This window comes from Kitasatospora sp. NPDC036934, from assembly GCF_055608425.1.
The window spans coordinates 1-16,008 of sequence record NZ_JBVJQR010000036.1 but is presented as its reverse complement, the minus strand read 5'-3'; the positions used below and the strand labels follow the sequence as shown (position 1 = coordinate 16,008).

Sequence of the window (16,008 nt, the reverse complement as noted above, 5' to 3'; positions counted from 1 at the left end):
CCGTGCTGTTCAGCCAGAGTCTTCCCACGAGTAAGCGAGGCCCGCATGATCGACCCGGTGACGCTCGACGGTCCGCCCGCCGTCGGTGCCTTCGACCAGAAGCGGGCCGAGAACGCCATCCGCGAGCTGCTCCTCGCCGTCGGGGAGGACCCGGACCGTGAGGGCCTGCTGGAGACGCCGGCCCGGGTCGCGCGGGCCTACAAGGAGATATTCGCGGGCCTGTGGCAGGAGCCCGAGGAGGTCCTGACCACCACCTTCGACCTCGGCCACGACGAGATGGTGCTGGTCAAGGACATCGAGCTGACCTCGGTCTGCGAGCACCACCTGGTGCCGTTCCGCGGCGTGGCGCACGTCGGGTACATCCCGTCCACCAGCGGCAAGATCACCGGCCTGTCCAAGCTCGCCCGGCTGGTCGACGTCTACGCCCGCCGCCCCCAGGTGCAGGAACGGCTGACCAGCCAGGTGGCCGACGCGCTGATGCGGATCCTGGAACCGCGCGGGGCGATCGTCGTGATCGAGTGCGAGCACATGTGCATGTCGATGCGCGGCATCCGCAAGCCCGGGGCCAAGACCATCACCTCCTGCGTCCGCGGCCAGCTGCGCGACCCGGCCACCCGGGCCGAGGCGATGAGCCTCATCATTGGTCGATAGGCGGGACCGGACCGCGGTCCGGCGACGACTCAGGGCACCTCGGGCTCCGCATGCGGCGGAGCCGGGGTGCCCAGTGCGTTGCGGCGCTCCGGCATCCGCAGCGTGACCATCCGGCGCCAGCCGAAGGCCCGGTCGTACAGGTAGAGCGCGTGCACCCCGAGGGTGACCACGGTCAGCCGCCAGCGCGACCAGCGCAGGATCCGGGCCATCCGGGCGGTGACGGCCAGCCCGACGTCCCGGTGGGTGCGGATCTCGCCGCGGGCACTGGTCTCCAGGACGTGCCGGATGTACGGGCCGTGGCCCTCGGCGCTCAGCCGCAGCAGCTCCTCGTGGCAGTACGCGAGGTGGTTGTCCTCGTCGGCGGAGATCATCCGCATCGCCCGGCCCAGCTCGGGGTTGTCCTCGTACACCCGGACCAGCTGGCGCATCTGCTCGGCCGCGCGCTGCTCGGTGACCCGGCTGTGCGCGAGGTAGGTGATGATCTCGCGGTCGGTCAGCGGGGCGTCGCTGTTCAGCCGTTCGTGGGAGAGGCCGACGCCCAGGCGCTCCAGCAGCATGCAGTAGTCGGCGTCGTCCGGGACGGGTACCTTGGACAGGCCGCGCTTGTGCAGCAGCTGGTTGAAGATCCGGCCGTGCTTGCGCTCGTCCGCGCCGTGCCGGGCGATCTTCGGGGCGAGCACCGGATCCCGGGTGAGGGCGGTGATCCGCTCGTTCTCCCAGCCGCCCTGGTCCTCCCCGTCGGCCGCGATGCTGCAGAACAGCTGGTACGCCTGGTCGTTCCGGTAGATCTCGTCGAACAGCGATCTGGTACTCAGCACGGCGCCTCCTGCGCGGATCCGGGGCGACCGCCCGCCCGGGGTCGGACGGGCGGTCGCGATACGTCCCCCCGAGTCGCCGGCCGGGCTGGCCGACCGGCGGGTAGTCACCCGTCCGTGCTAACCGAGGTGGGAGCCCAGCCATTCGAGCGAGGCGGGCAGCTCCCTGGTCCAGCTGTCGAAGTTGTGCCCGCCGTCGTCCAGGTACAGCGACTCCACCTTGAACTGCGGGTTGGCGGCCGCGACCTGGGTGGCCTGGTCGACGAACTGGACGGTCTGCGGGTAGTCCCCCTCCTTGCGGGTGGAGACCACCAGCAGGTTGAGCCGCGGGGCCGGGAGGTTCTGCAGCCGCCAGCCGAGGTCGTGCTGCTGGGCCAGCGCCTTGTCACCGTTGAAGAGGTCGCCGCCGGTGTACTGGTCCTGGCGCACCGAGAAGTCGCCGTGCAGGCCGACCGCGTTGCCGTAGACGTCCGGGAAGCGCATCGACAGGCGCATCGCGCAGCTGCCGCCGGTGGAGTAGCCGAACACGCCCCATGAGCCGGCCGAGCGGCCGAGCCGGTAGGCGCTGTGCAGCGCCTCGGGCAGGTCCTTGACGAACCAGGTCTCGGTGCGCGGCCCGCCGGGGACGTCCACGCACTCGGTGTCCCGGGACGGGGTGACCGCCGGGCGGGCCATCACCAGGACGGTCGGCGGCATCTTGCCGGAGCGCTGCAGCTCGATCGCGGTCTGCAGCAGCGGCAGCTCCTTCATCAGGTTCAGGGTGGTGCCCGGGAACCCGGCGAGGGCCACCACGGCCGGGAAGCGGACCAGGGCGAACTTCGGGTCGAAGTACTCGGGCGGCAGGTAGACGAACATCTGGTCGGAGAAGCCGGTGTCCTTGCCGTTGACCCGGACCGACTCGACCTTGCCGACCTCCTCCGGCGTGCCCTTGGGCAGGTTGGAGACCCCCTCCAGGCCGCCCTCGTTGGTCGGCTGGACCAGCTGTTCGGAGACCGGGGTGCCGTTGTGGTTCTCGTTGCCGGCCAGCGCGAGCTTGGCGCCGCCGGGGTTGAGCAGGTCGTCCCAGGAGGTGTAGAACCCGAAGGAGTTGTTCACCGACAGCGCCAGCACCGCGAGGATCGAGACTTGAACGACTGTCAGCAGGCCGATCCGGCCGAGTACCGGCAGCGGGCGCTGCCGGGCCAGCCGGGGCCAGATCCACAAGGTGGTGACCAGGGCCGCCGCTCCGAGGGCGAGCAGTGAGTTCACCAGCACGTCGCTGGTCAGTTCCATGCGGTCGGCCTTCCGGTGGGACGCTGTCGATGCAGGCTTCATCGTCTGGCGGGGCGTCAGGCCGGGCCACCGCAGCTAGGCTGTCCGGGCACCCCGGCGGCGTCGGGAGGGTGGGGGGAGGTCCGGGGCAACCGGCGCCCTAGAATGCGGCGTCCACCGTACGTACCACGTACCGGAGGGCCCTGTGCCGCCACGCGGCGGCGGGCCCACGGCTTCCACCCCGGCCCAACCCGCAGCGCGCCCACGGCACCGGATTACCGTCCGTTTCCGGATCCTTGGTATGCGCATTGCCTGATGAAGGAATAGGCATGAAGGTCCATCACACGTGCTCCCCCGGAGTGAACGGACACCGCCCCGCAGCCTCTACGCTGAGCTCCCATGAGCGTTCCCGTGTCCGTTGAGCCGAGCCCCGAGCAGCCGCCGCGCCGTCGGCGCGGTCTGCAGACGCTGCGCAACCAGGCGGCCGCCGTCCCGAGGGCCTGGCTCCCCGGCGCGGTCGGCTACGCCTGTCTGTTGATCGGGCTGGTGGACATCGCGAGCGCGGTGTTCCCCAAGCTCCGGCACACCAAGATGCACACCTTCGCCGGGCAGCTGCCGGGCGGCACCACCAGCCTGGCCGCGGTGGGCACGCTGATGGTCGGCATCCTGCTGGTGCCGCTGGCGCACGCGCTGCGCCGGCGCAAGCGGCGGGCCTGGCGCGCGGTCTGCGTGCTGCTGCCGCTCAGCGCCGCGCTGCACATCGTGCGCTGGCACCAGATCGGCCCCGCGGTCGTCTCGCTGGTGGTGCTCGCCGTGATGCTGGTGCACCAGCGCGAGTTCTACGCCAAGGCCGACCCGCGCACCCGCTGGGGCGCGGTGGTCAACCTGGTCGTGATGGGTACCTTCAGCGTGCTGCTCGGTCTGCTGATCGTGAGCACCCGCACCCGGTACGAGCTCGGCCACCCCGGGCTGTCCGAGCGGCTGCAGCACGTCGGGTACGGGCTGTTCGGCTTCGAGGGCCCCGTCCGCTACACCAACGAGCGGATGTCCGACCTGGTCGCCTACCTGCTCGGCGGCCTCGGCCTGCTGACCGCCTTCACCACCGCCTACCTGGCGCTGCGCCCGGGCAAGCCGAAGCCGGAGCTCACCGCCGAGGACGAGGAGAAGGTCCGCGAGCTGCTCAAGCGGCACGGCGAGCGCGACTCGCTCGGCTACTTCGCGCTGCGCCGTGACAAGAGCGTGCTGTTCTCGCCCACCGGCAAGGCCGCCATCTCCTACCGGGTGGTCTCCGGCGTGATGCTCGCCTCCGGTGACCCGGTCGGCGACGTCGAGGCCTGGCCGGGCGCGATCAAGGTGTTCATGGCCGAGGCCCGCGAGCACGCCTGGGTGCCGGCCGTGATGGGCTGCAGCGAGGTCGGCGGCGAGGTCTGGACCCGTGAGGCGGGCCTGGACGCGCTGGAGCTGGGCGACGAGGCGATCGTCGACACCGGTGCCTTCTCGCTCTCCGGCCGGGCCATGCGCAACGTTCGCCAGATGGTCAAGCGGATCGAGCGCAACGGCTACTCCTGCAAGGTGCGCCGGGTCTCCGACCTCACCGTCGAGGAGAAGTACCGGATCGCCGACGCCGCCGCCCGCTGGCGCGGCACCGACACCGAGCGCGGCTTCTCGATGGCCCTGGGCCGCTTCGGCGACCCGCTGGACGACGACTGCGTGGTGGTCACCGCCCACAAGGCCCCGGAGGAGGGGGAGAGCGGCGACGACCTGAAGGCCGTGCTGCACTTCGTGCCCTGGGGGCCGGACGGCATCTCGCTGGAGCTGATGCGCCGCGACCGTGCCGCCGACCCGGGCCTGAACGAGCTGCTGATCGTCGCCGCGTTGCAGGAGGTGGGTGCCCTGGGCATCCGCCGGGTGTCGCTCAACTTCGCGATGTTCCGCTCGGCGCTGGCCCGCGGCGAGCGGATCGGCGCCGGCCCGGTGCTGCGGGCCTGGCGCGGACTGCTGGTGTTCCTGTCGCGCTGGTTCCAGATCGAGTCGCTGTACAAGTTCAACGCCAAGTTCCAGCCCGAGTGGGAGCCGCGCTTCCTGGTCTTCCCGAGCACCCGGGACCTGCCGCGGATCGGCTTCGCCGCGATGCAGGCGGAGGCCTTCATCACCCTGGGCATGCCGCGCTTCGGCCGCAAGCGCCAGCGTCAGGGCCTGATGCCCGTCCCGTCGACCCGCGAGGTCGGCGAGGCCGCCTGAGGCACCTCGCACCGTCCGGGGCCCCCGCCGAGAACCCTCGGCGGGGGCCCCGTTCGATAATGGGGGCATGAGCAACTCGCCGTCCTTCTCGCTGCCGGCCGGACTACCGCGGCTCGACCGCTGCGCCGTGATGGGCGTGGTCAACGTCACGCCGGACTCCTTCTCGGACGGCGGGCTGTGGTCGGACCCCGCCAGGGCGATCGCCCACGGGCTGGCGCTGCGGGCCCGCGGCGCCGACCTGGTGGACGTCGGCGGCGAGTCCACCCGGCCCGGCTCGGCGCGGGTGCCCGAGGAGGAGGAGCTGCGCCGGGTGCTGCCGGTGGTGCGCGAGCTGGCCGACGCCGGGGTGCTGGTGTCCGTCGACACCATGCGGGCCTCGGTCGCCGAGCGGGCCGTGGAGGCCGGCGCCGCGATCGTCAACGACGTCTCCGGTGGCCTCGCCGACCCGGCGATGGCCCGGGTGGTCGCCGAGACCGGCGCGCCCTTCGTGGTCATGCACTGGCGCGGGCAGTCCGCCGACATGGACCGGCTGGCCGTCTACCAGGACGTCGTACGGGACGTGGTCGCCGAGCTGACCGCGCGGATGGAGGCGCTGCTGGCCGCCGGGGTCAAGGAGGACCAGTTGATCCTCGACCCCGGGCTCGGCTTCGCCAAGACCCCCGAGCACAACTGGGCGCTGCTGGGCCGGCTGGACGCGCTCACCGCGCTCGGCCGTCCCGTCCTCGTCGCGGCTTCGCGCAAGCGGTTCCTGGGTACGCTGCTCGCCGACCCGGGAACCGGGGAGCTGCGCCCGGCCCGGCAGCGGGACGACGCGACGGCCGCGGTCTCGGTGCTGTCGGCCCAGGCCGGAGTCTGGGCGGTACGGGTGCACGACGTGTCCGGTACGGCGGACGCCGTCCGCGTGGTCGCGGCCTGGCAGCGCGCGGCGCTGTTGGGGTGAGGGAGGGTCTGTGACAGGTGACGGCAGGTTGAGCGGCGGGACGGCCGGGAAGGCCCGGGAGATGGACCTGGAGGCGGTGCTCGCGGCGAACCGGGCGTTCTACGAGGCGCTGGAGCGGGGCGACCTCGAGGCGGTCGAGGAGGCCTGGCTGGGGCCGGAGCACGCCGACGACAAGGGCGGCGTGGTCTGCGTGCACCCCGGCTGGCCGGTGCTGCGCGGGCGGGCGCAGGTGACCCGCTCGTACATGCTGATCATGATGAACACGGAGTACATCCAGTTCTTCCTGACCGATGTCGAGGCCGAGGTCCACGGAGATGTGGCCCTTGTCACGTGCACCGAGAACATCCTCTCCGGTGGTGAGGCGGAGGAGGAGGGGGAACTCGGGCCGCTGGTCGGCGGAAAGGTCGTGTCGAGCAATCTGTTCCGTCGCACCCCGGCCGGGTGGAAGCTCTGGTCGCACCACGGTTCACCCGTTCTGACCAGCGGGGACGAGGACGACGAGGACTGATTCCGGGGGCCGTGGGAAATCGGCGCCGGGTGGTCGCCGGGGAATTTCCGGGCGGTCACCGAACGTTCACGTCAATCGCCATTCCGGTGCGCGTGGCGACGGTTCGTGCCGGGTAGGACGGTCAGGCGTTGTCCGCGCTCGCGGGTAGATTCGAAACGGAGTGGCGAGCGTGCTGCCCGCCTTCGCCCTGCCCGTCCATGCCTTTTCCCGGGTGGGGCCCGTCCGACTGGGAGCAGTGATTCGTTTGCTGGACCGCGTCACCCTGCGGGGGCTGCGAGCCCGGGGCCACCACGGCGTCTTCGAGCGCGAGCGCGTCGAGGGACAGACCTTCGTGGTCGATCTCGTGCTGTACCTGGACACCCGCCCCGCCGCGTCCGGAGACGACCTCACCCGCACGGCGCACTACGGCATCGTGGCCGAGGAGGTCACCGCGATCATCGCCGGGGAACCGGTCGACCTGATCGAGACCCTGGCGCAGCGGATCGCCGACCAGTGCCTGAAGCACGACGCGGTCGAGGAGGTCGAGGTCACCGTGCACAAGCCGGACGCCCCGATCACCGTGCCGTTCGACGACGTGACCGTGACCATCCACCGGGGCCGCGCATGACCCCCACCGCGCGCCTGGTTTCCGATGCAGAGGGATTTCTTCGATGAACAGCAGTGACCCGATCGCCGAGCCGAACGCGTTCGACCTGGAGAGCCGGGTGGACTCCGCCGACACCACGCTGCACAGCCAGCGCTGTGCGGTGATCGCGCTCGGCAGCAACCTGGGCAACCGGCTGGACACCCTGCAGGGTGCCGTCGACGCCCTGGCCGACACTCCGGGGCTGAGGATCAAGGCCGTTTCGGCGATCTACGAGACCGCGGCCGTCGGCGGCCCGGAGGAACAGCCCAACTACTACAACGCGGTCGTGGTGCTGCGCACCTCGCTGCCCCCGCGGGACCTGCTGGAGCGCGGCAACGCGATCGAGGACGCCTTCGGGCGGGTGCGGGAGGTCCGCTGGGGCCCGCGCACCCTGGACGTCGACATCCTGGCTTACGAGGGCGTCGTCAGCGAGGACCCGCAGCTGCTGCTGCCGCACCCGCGCTCGCACGAGCGGGCCTTCGTGCTCGCCCCCTGGCTGGACGCCCAGCCGGAGGCCGAGGTGCCCGGGCACGGTCAGGTCGGCGCGTTGCTGGAGGCCCTCGGCGGCCCGGACGCGCAGGGCGTGAAGCGGCGCGACGACATCCGGCTGACGCTGCCGGAGTAGCACCGTGCGGGACCGGCCGGCGGCCCGGTCGGTCGGGTCCACCGGGTCGGCCGGGGAACTCGGCCACCGGGCCCGGTCGTACGAGTGGATGTCCGCCCGTCCGGTCCCGGTACGGTGGCCTGACGCCGTCGTACCGGGCCTCTGGGCGGGCGGCCCGCTCCAGGTCCTGTCCGGCCGATCTTGCCGGGCCGCCGAGATCGGCCGGACAGGACCTGATACCCCTGGAAGGACCACCTCCGAGTGAAGCTGCTTCGCCTCCGCCTGCTGATCGGCATCACCGCCGCGACGACGGCGCTGTCCTGGGCCGGCTCCAAGCTGTGGGCCTCCCTGGACACGCTGCCGGCCGTGCCGGCGGCCGCGCCCGTGGTGCTGGCGGCGGTCGCGGTGATCCTGCTGGCGACCGCGCTCTCGCTGCGGTCCCGGCTCAAGGCGGTGCGCGATCGGCAGCCCGGCGCGAAGCGGGTCGACCCGCTGCTGGCGGCCCGGGCGGTGGTGCTCGGGCAGGCCAGCGCGCTGGTCTCCTCGGTGGTCACCGGCATCTACGCCGGCGCCGGGATCTTCCTGCTCGGCGAGCTGGACGTGTCGGCCCGCAAGGACCAGGCGGTGACCGCCGGGCTCTCGGTGCTCGCCGGGGCCGCGGTGATCGCGGCGGCGCTCTGGCTCCAGCACGTGTGCAAGCTGCCGGAGAACCACGACGATCCGAGCGGTCCGGCGGCCTCGCCCCGCTGACGGAACGGCCGGATCCCGGCGGACCTCGCTGAGCAGGGCTTTTTTCGTGATCTTGAGTGAAAATCCGGGCACGTTCGGTAAAAACTGCGCACTGTCAAGGGCGAAGGGGGACCCTGGGCTGACACGGCCCCAATTCGCACGCTAGTTTCTTGGCATGTCTCGCGGACGCCACCGTCATTCCTCCGTCCTCGGCCGGGTCTTTCCCCCCACCGCCGCCGGCGTACTGCTGGTCGCCGCACTGGCCGCTCTGCTTTTCAGTCAGGACACCGTCCTGGTGCGCTCGGTGGGCATCGCCGCACTGATCGCCACGCTCGGCTTCGCGGTGCTGCTGCGCCAGCGCGACAAGGCGGCCCGGGCGGCTGCCGAGGTGTCAGCGGCGCAGCGGTTGCGGGCCGAGGAGCGGTTCGAGGAGCAGCTGGCCGAGGCCGAGTACGCGGCGGAGGTCGCCGAGGAGCGGGCCACCCGGTTCGGGCGGCGGCTGACGGCGGAGAAGTCGCGGCTGGCGAAGGCCGAGACCGAGATCGCCCGGCTGCTGCGGGAGCGGGCCGTGGCGGTGGCCGAGCAGGCGCTCAAGGAGGCCGAGGCGGCCCAGCGGGCACTCGCCGCGAGCCGCCCCAAGTACCCGGCCAGCCCGGCCGCGTTCGTCCGCGCCGCGTCCGTGCTGCGGCTGCTGGAGCGGCGCGCCGCCGAGCAGGAGGCGCAGCGGGAGCGTACGGCGGGGGCGGAGGTCGCGCTGCGGGCGCGCACTGCCCCGGTCGAGGCCACGTCGGCCGCGGCCCCGGTGGCCGGGTCGGTCTCCGTGCCCGCCCCGGTCGCGCCCTCGGTGCCCACCCCGGCGCAGGCGCCGGCGGACCGTGCGCCGGTGCGGGCCACGCCGCTGCGCCCGGCTCTGACCGCGACGGTCGGTCAGCTGGGCGGGGCGCCCGGTGCTCCGGCCGCCGCGCCGGTGCAGGTGCCGGCTCCGGCTGAGCGGCAGCGTCCGCGGCCGGCGCAGTCCGGGCAGGCGCGCGGGCACGGCTTCAGCTTCTTCGGCCGGGGTACGGGCGCGGCGGTCCGGCCGGCCGCTCCGGCGCCGGCGGTGGGCAGCGTCGCCGAGCTCGGGGAGCGCGCGGACCTGGCGGACGTGGTGGGTGACGAGGCGGTCGCCGCGAAGGCCCGGGCCGAGGCGCAGGAGGCGCGGGAGGCCGGAGCGGGCGTGCGGCCGGAGCAGCGGCCGGTCCGCGCCGGGGACGCCGACCCGGGCGAGCCGACCGTGGTGGACCTGACGCCCGAGGACGAGACCGAGCTGATCGAACTGCCGGAGCTGCGCGCCTCGCGCTGAGTGGCCCGGAACGCCGAGGGGCGGGAAGTCGACCGACTTCCCGCCCCTCGGCGTTCCCGCCCGTGCCGCGTCAGAGCTGGACGCCGAAGTCCTGGGCGATGCCCGCCAGGCCGGAGGCGTAGCCCTGGCCGACCGCGCGGAACTTCCACTCGCCGTTGTTGCGGTAGAGCTCGCCGAAGATCATCGCCGTCTCGGTGGCCGCGTCCTCGGAGAGGTCGTAGCGGGCGATCTCGGCGCCGCCGGGCGCGTTGACCACGCGGATGTAGGCGTTGCGGACCTGGCCGAAGTTCTGCCCGCGGGCGGTGCCGTCGTAGATGGTCACCGGGAAGGTGATCTTGGCGGCCTCGGCCGGCAGGCCGGCCAGGTTGACGTTGATCGACTCGTCGTCGCCCACGCCCTCGCCGGTGCGGTTGTCACCGGTGTGCACGACGCTGTTGTCCGGCGAGCTGGTGTTGTTGAAGAAGACGAAGTGCCCGTTGGAGAGCACCTTGCCGTCCGCGTTCAGGACGATCGCGCTGGCGTCGAGGTCGAATTCGGCGCCGGTCGTGGTGCGGACGTCCCAGCCCAGACCGACGCTGACCGCGGACAGGCCGGGGGCCTCCTTGGTCAGCGAGACGTTGCCACCCTTGGAGAGGCTCACTGGCATGGCGATTGCAGTCCCTTCGTTCGCTTTCCCGGGACAACGCTGTACTCCGGTGGCTTGGTTCCGGGGATCCCGTGAATTCTTCGCGGACGTCAAACCTGGGCAAAGGGCGGGCAAAGCGATGGCCGGTCCGGTCGGATCCGGGCGTCAGATCCGGGGGAAGCGGCCCTGCAGCGTCCAGATGTTCGGGTTGTCGGCCAGGTCGGGGTGCATGTCGAACAGGTCGGCGAGGGTGTCCTGGAGGAAGTCCCGGGCCTCCCGCCGCAGCTCGCTGTGCCGGACCACGGCGGGCGGCTCGTCCCGCAGCCAGGTCGCGGTGACCTCGACCCAGTTGAAGCGGCGGGCGAAGCGCAGCAGCTCGGTGTTCTGGGTGAAGTCGAGGTCGGCGGTCTGCACCCGGGCGGCCCGGGAGCCGTCCGGGTCGCGGTCGAGCTGCTCGACGATGTCGCACAGCGCCCAGGCGAAGTCCAGTACCGGGACCCATCCCCAGCGGGTGGAGAGTTCGGCGCCCTCCGCGTCCAGGTAGACGTCGCCGCAGAACAGGTCGTACCGCAGCGAGCGCACCGGGGCGGTGCGGTAGTCGGTCTGCGGGGGGTCGGGGAAGCGGTTGGAGAGGGAGTAGCCGAGCTCGATCACGTAGGCCATTGTCGGGGCTCGGGGCGGGTGCGGGTAACCGGGCCCGCCCCGGACCGAAGCGGCCCGCCGGTACCGAAAGGGAGCGCCGACCGTCGGCGCCGGGTCGGAGCGCCCCGGATGCGAGCGGGGGAGCAACGGATAACCGGGTGACCGGGCGGGGGGTCGCGCGGGATGATGGGCGCATGTCCGAGCCCATCCGCGTACGGGGGTCGGTGGTCGTCCCCGACGCCGAGCTCGTCTGGCGCTTCTCGCGTTCCTCCGGCCCCGGCGGCCAGCACGTCAACACCTCCGACTCCAAGGTCGAGCTGCGCTACGACGTGGCCGGCTCGAAGGCGCTGCCCGAGGTGTGGCGCACGCGCGCCCTGGAGCGGCTGGCCAACCGGCTGGTGGACGGCCGGGTGCTGGTGATCCAGGCCTCGGAGTTCCGCTCGCAGTGGCGCAACCGGGAGGCGGCCGCGGTGCGGCTGTCGGCGGTGCTGACCGAGGCGTGCGCGCCGCCGCCGAAGGCCCGTCGGGTGACCCGGCCGAGTCGGGGGATGGTCGAGCGGCGGCTGGAGAACAAGCGGCACCGGTCCGAGGTGAAGCAGGGGCGGCGCTCGCCGCGGGGCGAGTAGCCGGGCCCGGCGAACCGTTTCGTCCCGGATGCCGGCGCGGGCCGGCCGGTCGCCGGGTTCAGCCCAGGGTGCGGTAGCCGCCGCGGAAGTACAGCAGCGGGCGGCCGCCGGGGGTGGGGACGGCGGCCTCCAGGACGCGGCCGACCAGCAAGGTGTGGTCGCCCGCGGGTATCCGCTGTTCGGTGCGGCACTCGACGGTGGCCAGCGCGCCCTCGATCAGCGGGGCGCCGGTGTGCTCGCCGCGGCGGTGCGGGGTCTCCGCGAACAGCAGCCGGTCGCTGAGCCGGCCCTTCATGGCGAAGCGGGAGCCGAGCGTCTTCTGCGCCTCGGTGAGCACCGAGACCGCCCAGGTGTCGTTGCGGGAGAGCACTTCGTCCGTCCGGGAGTCCTCGCGGACCGAGATCAGCACCAGCGGCGGGTCCAGCGACACCGAGAGGAAGGACGTGGCGGTCATGCCGACGTCCTCGCCGTCCTCCTCGTCGTGGACGGTCACCAGGCTCACACCGGCGGCGAGCTGGGAGAGTGCGGCCCGGAACTCGTCGGGCGTGGCGTGGGGGGCAGCTTCGGGCTGCGGGGACGAGTGCACGTACCGCACGGTAGTCGTCGCTCCCCGGTGACGGCATCGGGCCGTGGTCGTAGGACCACCGGCGTGGGCCCGGTTCGGTTCCGGATGCGGTCACTCCCAGGGGTGAAGCGGCTGGACCGGCGGGTGCAGTGGGCTTCAGCGTGCGGCCAATGCGGTCGACCACGAGAAATGTGCCGATAGCGCTTTATGTCCCGCTATGGGGCGGATGAACTGATTAAAGACGCATTAGTGTCGTGTGATTTAAGTCACAAGTGATGCCCTATTGCTGACCGAGCGTGCCGAACGCTGTGCTCCCTGTGATTCAGTTCTTCTGGCAATCGGACGATAACCAATCAAGAACTATCCGAAGCAGCCGGGGAGCCCCCGCATGGAAGCCGAGTCGGAGCCGTACGTCCGTCTCGCGACCCTCCGCACCTTGCACCGGGTCGTGGCGGACCTCAACGCTGCCCGCAGCCTGGCGGGCACGCTGCAGGCCGTCGTCGAGGGCGCGGTGCACGGACTCGGCTTCGACGCCGCCGCGGTCAGCCTGGTCCGGCCGGACGGCGACCTCGTGGTGGCGGCCGTCTGGGAGCTGGAGGAGAGCCCGATGGGCGGGCCCTCGGTGCTGCTCGGCCAGGTCGGCTCGCGGGAGTCCTGGGACCGGCTGCTCGGCGTCAGCGACCACTGGGGGACCCTGCGCTTCCTGCCGTACGACCGCGGCTGGGCCGTCGCCAGCGACATCCCGCGCTGGATCGGGGACGGCCCGCTGCCCGTCTACGCCAACGACTGGCACCCCGCCGACGGACTGCTCGCCCCGATGTACAGCGCCGGCGGCGACCTGCTCGGAGTGCTCTCGGTGGACCGCCCGCGCAGCGGCAAACGGCCCGGGGCGTGGACCCGTGAGGCACTGGAGATGTTCTCGCTGCAGGCCTCCATCGCGATCGGCAACGCCCGGCTGCGGGCCGAGATGCAACGGGCGCTGGCCCGGCTGGAGAAGGAGCAGCAGGCGCTGCGGGCCAGCGAGGAGAGCTTCCGGCAGGCCTTCGAGTACGCCCCCAGCGGGATGGCCATCACCGAACTGCACGGCGCCGGGCGCGGCCAGCTGACCAGGGTCAACGACGCGCTCTGTCGACTGCTCGGCCGCCCCCGCGCGGTGCTGCGCCAGCAGAGCTTCGCCGACCTCGTCCACCCCGAGGACCGGGCCCTGTTGGAACGCACCAGCGCCGAGAGCGGCCGGGCGGAACTGAGGCTGTCCCGGCGGGACGGCGGCTACCAGTGGGTCTGCCTGCGCAACTCGATCGTGGCGGACGCGGCCGAGGGCCCGAGCTTCCTGCTCACCCACGTCGAGGACATCGAGGACCGCAAGCGCCACGAGTTCCAGCTCGCCCACCGGGCCAGCCACGACGCGCTCACCGGCCTGCCCAACGGTGCCGAGCTCAAGGCCCGGCTGGCCCGCCGGCTCTGCGCCGAACCGCAGCCGGCCGCCGCCGCGGCCGCCGCGATGTCCGGCGAGGCCGGCTACCCGCAGCCGTACGCCTACCAGGCGGACTCGTACAGCGCGCACACCGCGTACGAGGGACTGGAGGGCGCGGACCCGTACACCGGGCCGGTGCACGGCTACGGGCCGGCCGACGGCCTGCTGCCCGGCCTCGGCGCGGGGTACGGGGAGCACGTGCACGCCGTGGTCCCGGCCGAGTACGGGCCCTCCGGGGACACCTGGTCCGCGCCGTTCCGCTCCGGGGCGACGGCGCCGGTGGACAAGGGGCTCGCGGTGCTCTTCTGCGACCTGGACGGCTTCAAGTCGATCAACGACCGGTTCGGGCACAACGCGGGCGACTCGGTGCTGGTCGAGGTCGCCCGGCGGCTCAGCGGGGCGGTCCGGGACGGCGACACGGTGGCCCGGCTGGGCGGCGACGAGTTCGTGGTGCTGGCCGACGGCATCGGCCGCGAGGAGGCCAAGGACCTCGCCCACCGGCTGCGCAACGCGATCATCCCGCCGATGCGGATCGACGGACGGGCGATGCGGGTCGGGGTCAGCCTGGGGATCGGCTGGGCCGGCTGCGGGATGAGCATCGAGGAGGTGCTCCACACCGCGGACGAGCGGATGTACGACGAGAAGCGGGCCCGGGGCGGCGCGGTGCGCGGGGCGCGCGGCGAGCGCTCGCACCGGCGCGCGGGCTGACCGGGAGGGGCGTTCCGCGCGCTCCCCGGCGGCCTTCCGGTGGTCGGCGGGTCGGTCGGCGGATCGGTCGGGTGCCGAGGATCCAGCGGCGCACAGGTTACCCACGGGTTGTCAAGGGTTCTTTTCCTGCTGTCAGGTACGGCAGGTAGGGTTCCCGGTACGACAGCGTCCATGATCCGCGCCGCCCGCGCGCGGCGTACACCGGATGGGGGAGCAGACCACCGTGACGACCGCCGGCGACAACGGATTGCCCGAGGGCCAGGCGGGCGGTGCCCCGCAGGACGACGACCCGTTCGGCTACCTCTACCGCCCGGCCGACGGCTCCGCCGGACAGTCGGCCGAGCCGCAGCAGGGGGTGCCCCGGACGTCGTACAACCGGCCGATGGAGGTGGGGCGGGCGCAGTACGGCCAGCCGACCCGCACCCAGCAGCCGGCCTACGGCCAGCCCGGACCGGCGCAGCCGCCGTACGGCCAGCAGGGCATGCCCCCGCAGGGCCCGTACGGGCAGCCGGGCGTGCCCCCGCAGCAGGCCGAGTACGGCGGGGGCACCCAGCAGACCCGCTACGCCGAGCACTCCCGGCCGCAGCCGGGGGACGAGCGACCGAGCAGCGGCCGGAGCAAGGGCGCGGTGATCGGCGCGGTCGCCGTGGTCGCGGCGATAGCGATCGGTGCCGGGATCGCCCTGTCCACCGGGGATCCGGACGGCGACAAGTCCGCCAAGGGCGGCACCACGACCGCCGCCCCGCCGGCGCCCAGCGGCACCGCGGCGCCGAGCGGCTCGACCGGAACGGCCTCGCCCTCGGCGAGCGCCACCGTCTCCGCCGGCCCGGCGACCGTGGACGCCGGCCAGCTGCAGGGCCAGAACGCGCCGTCCGGCAACGCCGTCAAGGGCGCCAAGTCCGCCGACGGCAGCTACCTGACGCTCCAGCAGGGCGGCACGGTGACCTGGAACGGCCAGATCGCGACGGCCGGGACGTACAAGCTGACCGTGCACTACAACAACGCCGGTGCCGACGTGAGGGGCGCGGCCTCGGTGAACGGCAAGGACTGGCCGAGCGGGCTGACCTTCAAGAACTACTCGCCGGGCAAGGATCCGGCGTCGTCCTGGTTCAACACCTGGATACTCCCGCAGTTCCAGGCCGGGGCGAACTCGGTCACCTTCACCGTCCCCTCGGGGCCGGTCCTGATCGACCAGATCACGGTGGAGCCGAACAGCTGAGACCCGCTCCGGACGCACTGCGGCCGCCCGTCCCCTTCGGGGGAGGGCGGCCGTCGCCTTTGCTCAGGCGGACTCGACGGTGCGGAACCTCTCGCCGCCGACCGCCCAGCGGCCCCGGCGCATCACGGCGACCAGGTCGTAGCTGTCGGAGTCGACCACGACCAGGTCGGCGAGTTTGCCGGTCTCCAGCGAGCCGGTCGAGTCGGCCAGACCGAGCAGCCGCGCCGGGGTGGTGGAGAGCGACTCGACGGTCTGGCCGAGGGTCAGGCCGTTGACGGTGACCGAGCGCTTGAACGCCACGTCCAGGGTGAGGGTGGAGCCGGCGATCGCACCGCCCTCGACCAGCCGGGCGACGCCGTTCTTGACCTGGACCTGGAGGGGGCCGAGGGGGTAGAGGCCGTCGCCCATGCCGGCGGCGCCCATGGCGTCGGTGATCAGGGCGA

The 16,008-nt window shown here is 72.7% G+C and carries 17 protein-coding genes; 11 read left to right on the top strand and 6 right to left on the bottom strand.

The window, feature by feature from the left end; translation table 11 throughout:
* The first annotated feature begins 45 nt into the window (after nt 1-45).
* On the top strand, nt 46-651 hold the full coding sequence (gene folE / locus ACZ7BZ_RS34130; RefSeq protein ID WP_470361737.1) for a GTP cyclohydrolase I FolE: 606 nt from the start codon (nt 46-48) through the stop codon (nt 649-651).
* Between the two features lie 29 nt (nt 652-680).
* Here the strand turns inward: folE and ACZ7BZ_RS34125 are convergent, their stop codons facing one another.
* Both ACZ7BZ_RS34125 and ACZ7BZ_RS34120 read right to left on the bottom strand, forming a co-directional pair.
* Nucleotides 681-1,469, bottom strand: a complete 789-nt coding sequence (locus ACZ7BZ_RS34125) for a ferritin-like domain-containing protein (protein ID WP_380461722.1) — start codon at nt 1,467-1,469, stop codon at nt 681-683.
* Between the two features lie 117 nt (nt 1,470-1,586).
* Nucleotides 1,587-2,738, bottom strand: a complete 1,152-nt coding sequence (locus ACZ7BZ_RS34120) for an alpha/beta hydrolase (RefSeq protein WP_470361736.1) — start codon at nt 2,736-2,738, stop codon at nt 1,587-1,589.
* A gap of 378 nt (nt 2,739-3,116) precedes the next feature.
* Here ACZ7BZ_RS34120 and ACZ7BZ_RS34115 point away from each other — a divergent pair, with 378 nt between their 5' ends.
* The 7 genes from ACZ7BZ_RS34115 (at nt 3,117) to ACZ7BZ_RS34085 (ending at nt 9,706) form a co-directional block, all read left to right on the top strand.
* Nucleotides 3,117-4,958 (top strand): phosphatidylglycerol lysyltransferase domain-containing protein, encoded by a 1,842-nt coding sequence (locus tag ACZ7BZ_RS34115; protein WP_470361735.1) that lies wholly within the window; start codon nt 3,117-3,119, stop codon nt 4,956-4,958.
* Nucleotides 4,959-5,025: 67 nt separating this feature from the next.
* Nucleotides 5,026-5,898, top strand: a complete 873-nt coding sequence (gene folP, locus ACZ7BZ_RS34110; RefSeq protein WP_470361734.1) for a dihydropteroate synthase — start codon at nt 5,026-5,028, stop codon at nt 5,896-5,898.
* A 61-nt stretch (nt 5,899-5,959) separates the two neighbouring features.
* The gene (locus tag ACZ7BZ_RS34105) at nt 5,960-6,406 is read left to right on the top strand and encodes a nuclear transport factor 2 family protein (RefSeq protein WP_380461729.1); all 447 of its coding nucleotides are present in this window, start codon (nt 5,960-5,962) and stop codon (nt 6,404-6,406) included.
* Between the two features lie 247 nt (nt 6,407-6,653).
* The gene (gene folB, locus ACZ7BZ_RS34100; protein ID WP_030288941.1) at nt 6,654-7,013 is read left to right on the top strand and encodes a dihydroneopterin aldolase; all 360 of its coding nucleotides are present in this window, start codon (nt 6,654-6,656) and stop codon (nt 7,011-7,013) included.
* 43 nt (nt 7,014-7,056) lie between these two features.
* Nucleotides 7,057-7,656 (top strand): 2-amino-4-hydroxy-6-hydroxymethyldihydropteridine diphosphokinase, encoded by a 600-nt coding sequence (gene folK / locus ACZ7BZ_RS34095; RefSeq protein ID WP_380461726.1) that lies wholly within the window; start codon nt 7,057-7,059, stop codon nt 7,654-7,656.
* 240 nt (nt 7,657-7,896) lie between these two features.
* Nucleotides 7,897-8,385, top strand: a complete 489-nt coding sequence (locus ACZ7BZ_RS34090; RefSeq protein ID WP_470361733.1) for a DUF3180 domain-containing protein — start codon at nt 7,897-7,899, stop codon at nt 8,383-8,385.
* Between the two features lie 154 nt (nt 8,386-8,539).
* Nucleotides 8,540-9,706 (top strand): hypothetical protein, encoded by a 1,167-nt coding sequence (locus ACZ7BZ_RS34085; RefSeq protein WP_470361732.1) that lies wholly within the window; start codon nt 8,540-8,542, stop codon nt 9,704-9,706.
* A gap of 70 nt (nt 9,707-9,776) precedes the next feature.
* Here ACZ7BZ_RS34085 and ACZ7BZ_RS34080 read toward each other — a convergent pair whose 3' ends face one another.
* Nucleotides 9,777-10,352, bottom strand: coding sequence for a TerD family protein (locus tag ACZ7BZ_RS34080; protein WP_470361731.1), 576 nt, complete (start codon nt 10,350-10,352; stop codon nt 9,777-9,779).
* 144 nt (nt 10,353-10,496) lie between these two features.
* On the bottom strand, nt 10,497-10,994 hold the full coding sequence (locus ACZ7BZ_RS34075; RefSeq protein ID WP_380463907.1) for a hypothetical protein: 498 nt from the start codon (nt 10,992-10,994) through the stop codon (nt 10,497-10,499).
* 173 nt (nt 10,995-11,167) lie between these two features.
* Between ACZ7BZ_RS34075 and arfB the strand changes: the two genes are divergently transcribed.
* Nucleotides 11,168-11,599: an alternative ribosome rescue aminoacyl-tRNA hydrolase ArfB gene (gene arfB / locus ACZ7BZ_RS34070; RefSeq protein ID WP_470361730.1), complete on the top strand. Its 432-nt coding sequence runs from the start codon at nt 11,168-11,170 to the stop codon at nt 11,597-11,599.
* A gap of 58 nt (nt 11,600-11,657) precedes the next feature.
* Here the strand turns inward: arfB and ACZ7BZ_RS34065 are convergent, their stop codons facing one another.
* On the bottom strand, nt 11,658-12,185 hold the full coding sequence (locus ACZ7BZ_RS34065; protein ID WP_470361729.1) for a flavin reductase family protein: 528 nt from the start codon (nt 12,183-12,185) through the stop codon (nt 11,658-11,660).
* 367 nt (nt 12,186-12,552) lie between these two features.
* Here ACZ7BZ_RS34065 and ACZ7BZ_RS34060 point away from each other — a divergent pair, with 367 nt between their 5' ends.
* Nucleotides 12,553-14,346 carry a GGDEF domain-containing protein gene (locus tag ACZ7BZ_RS34060; protein ID WP_380463901.1) on the top strand — a complete coding sequence of 598 codons (1,794 nt, stop codon included), beginning with the start codon at nt 12,553-12,555 and terminating at the stop codon, nt 14,344-14,346.
* A 223-nt stretch (nt 14,347-14,569) separates the two neighbouring features.
* Entirely contained in the window at nt 14,570-15,565 is a 996-nt protein-coding gene (locus tag ACZ7BZ_RS34055) for a carbohydrate-binding protein (RefSeq protein ID WP_470361728.1), read from the top strand.
* Between the two features lie 63 nt (nt 15,566-15,628).
* Here ACZ7BZ_RS34055 and ACZ7BZ_RS34050 read toward each other — a convergent pair.
* On the bottom strand, nt 15,629-16,008 hold a 380-nt coding region (locus ACZ7BZ_RS34050; RefSeq protein ID WP_470361727.1), incomplete at its 5' end, for an amidohydrolase family protein.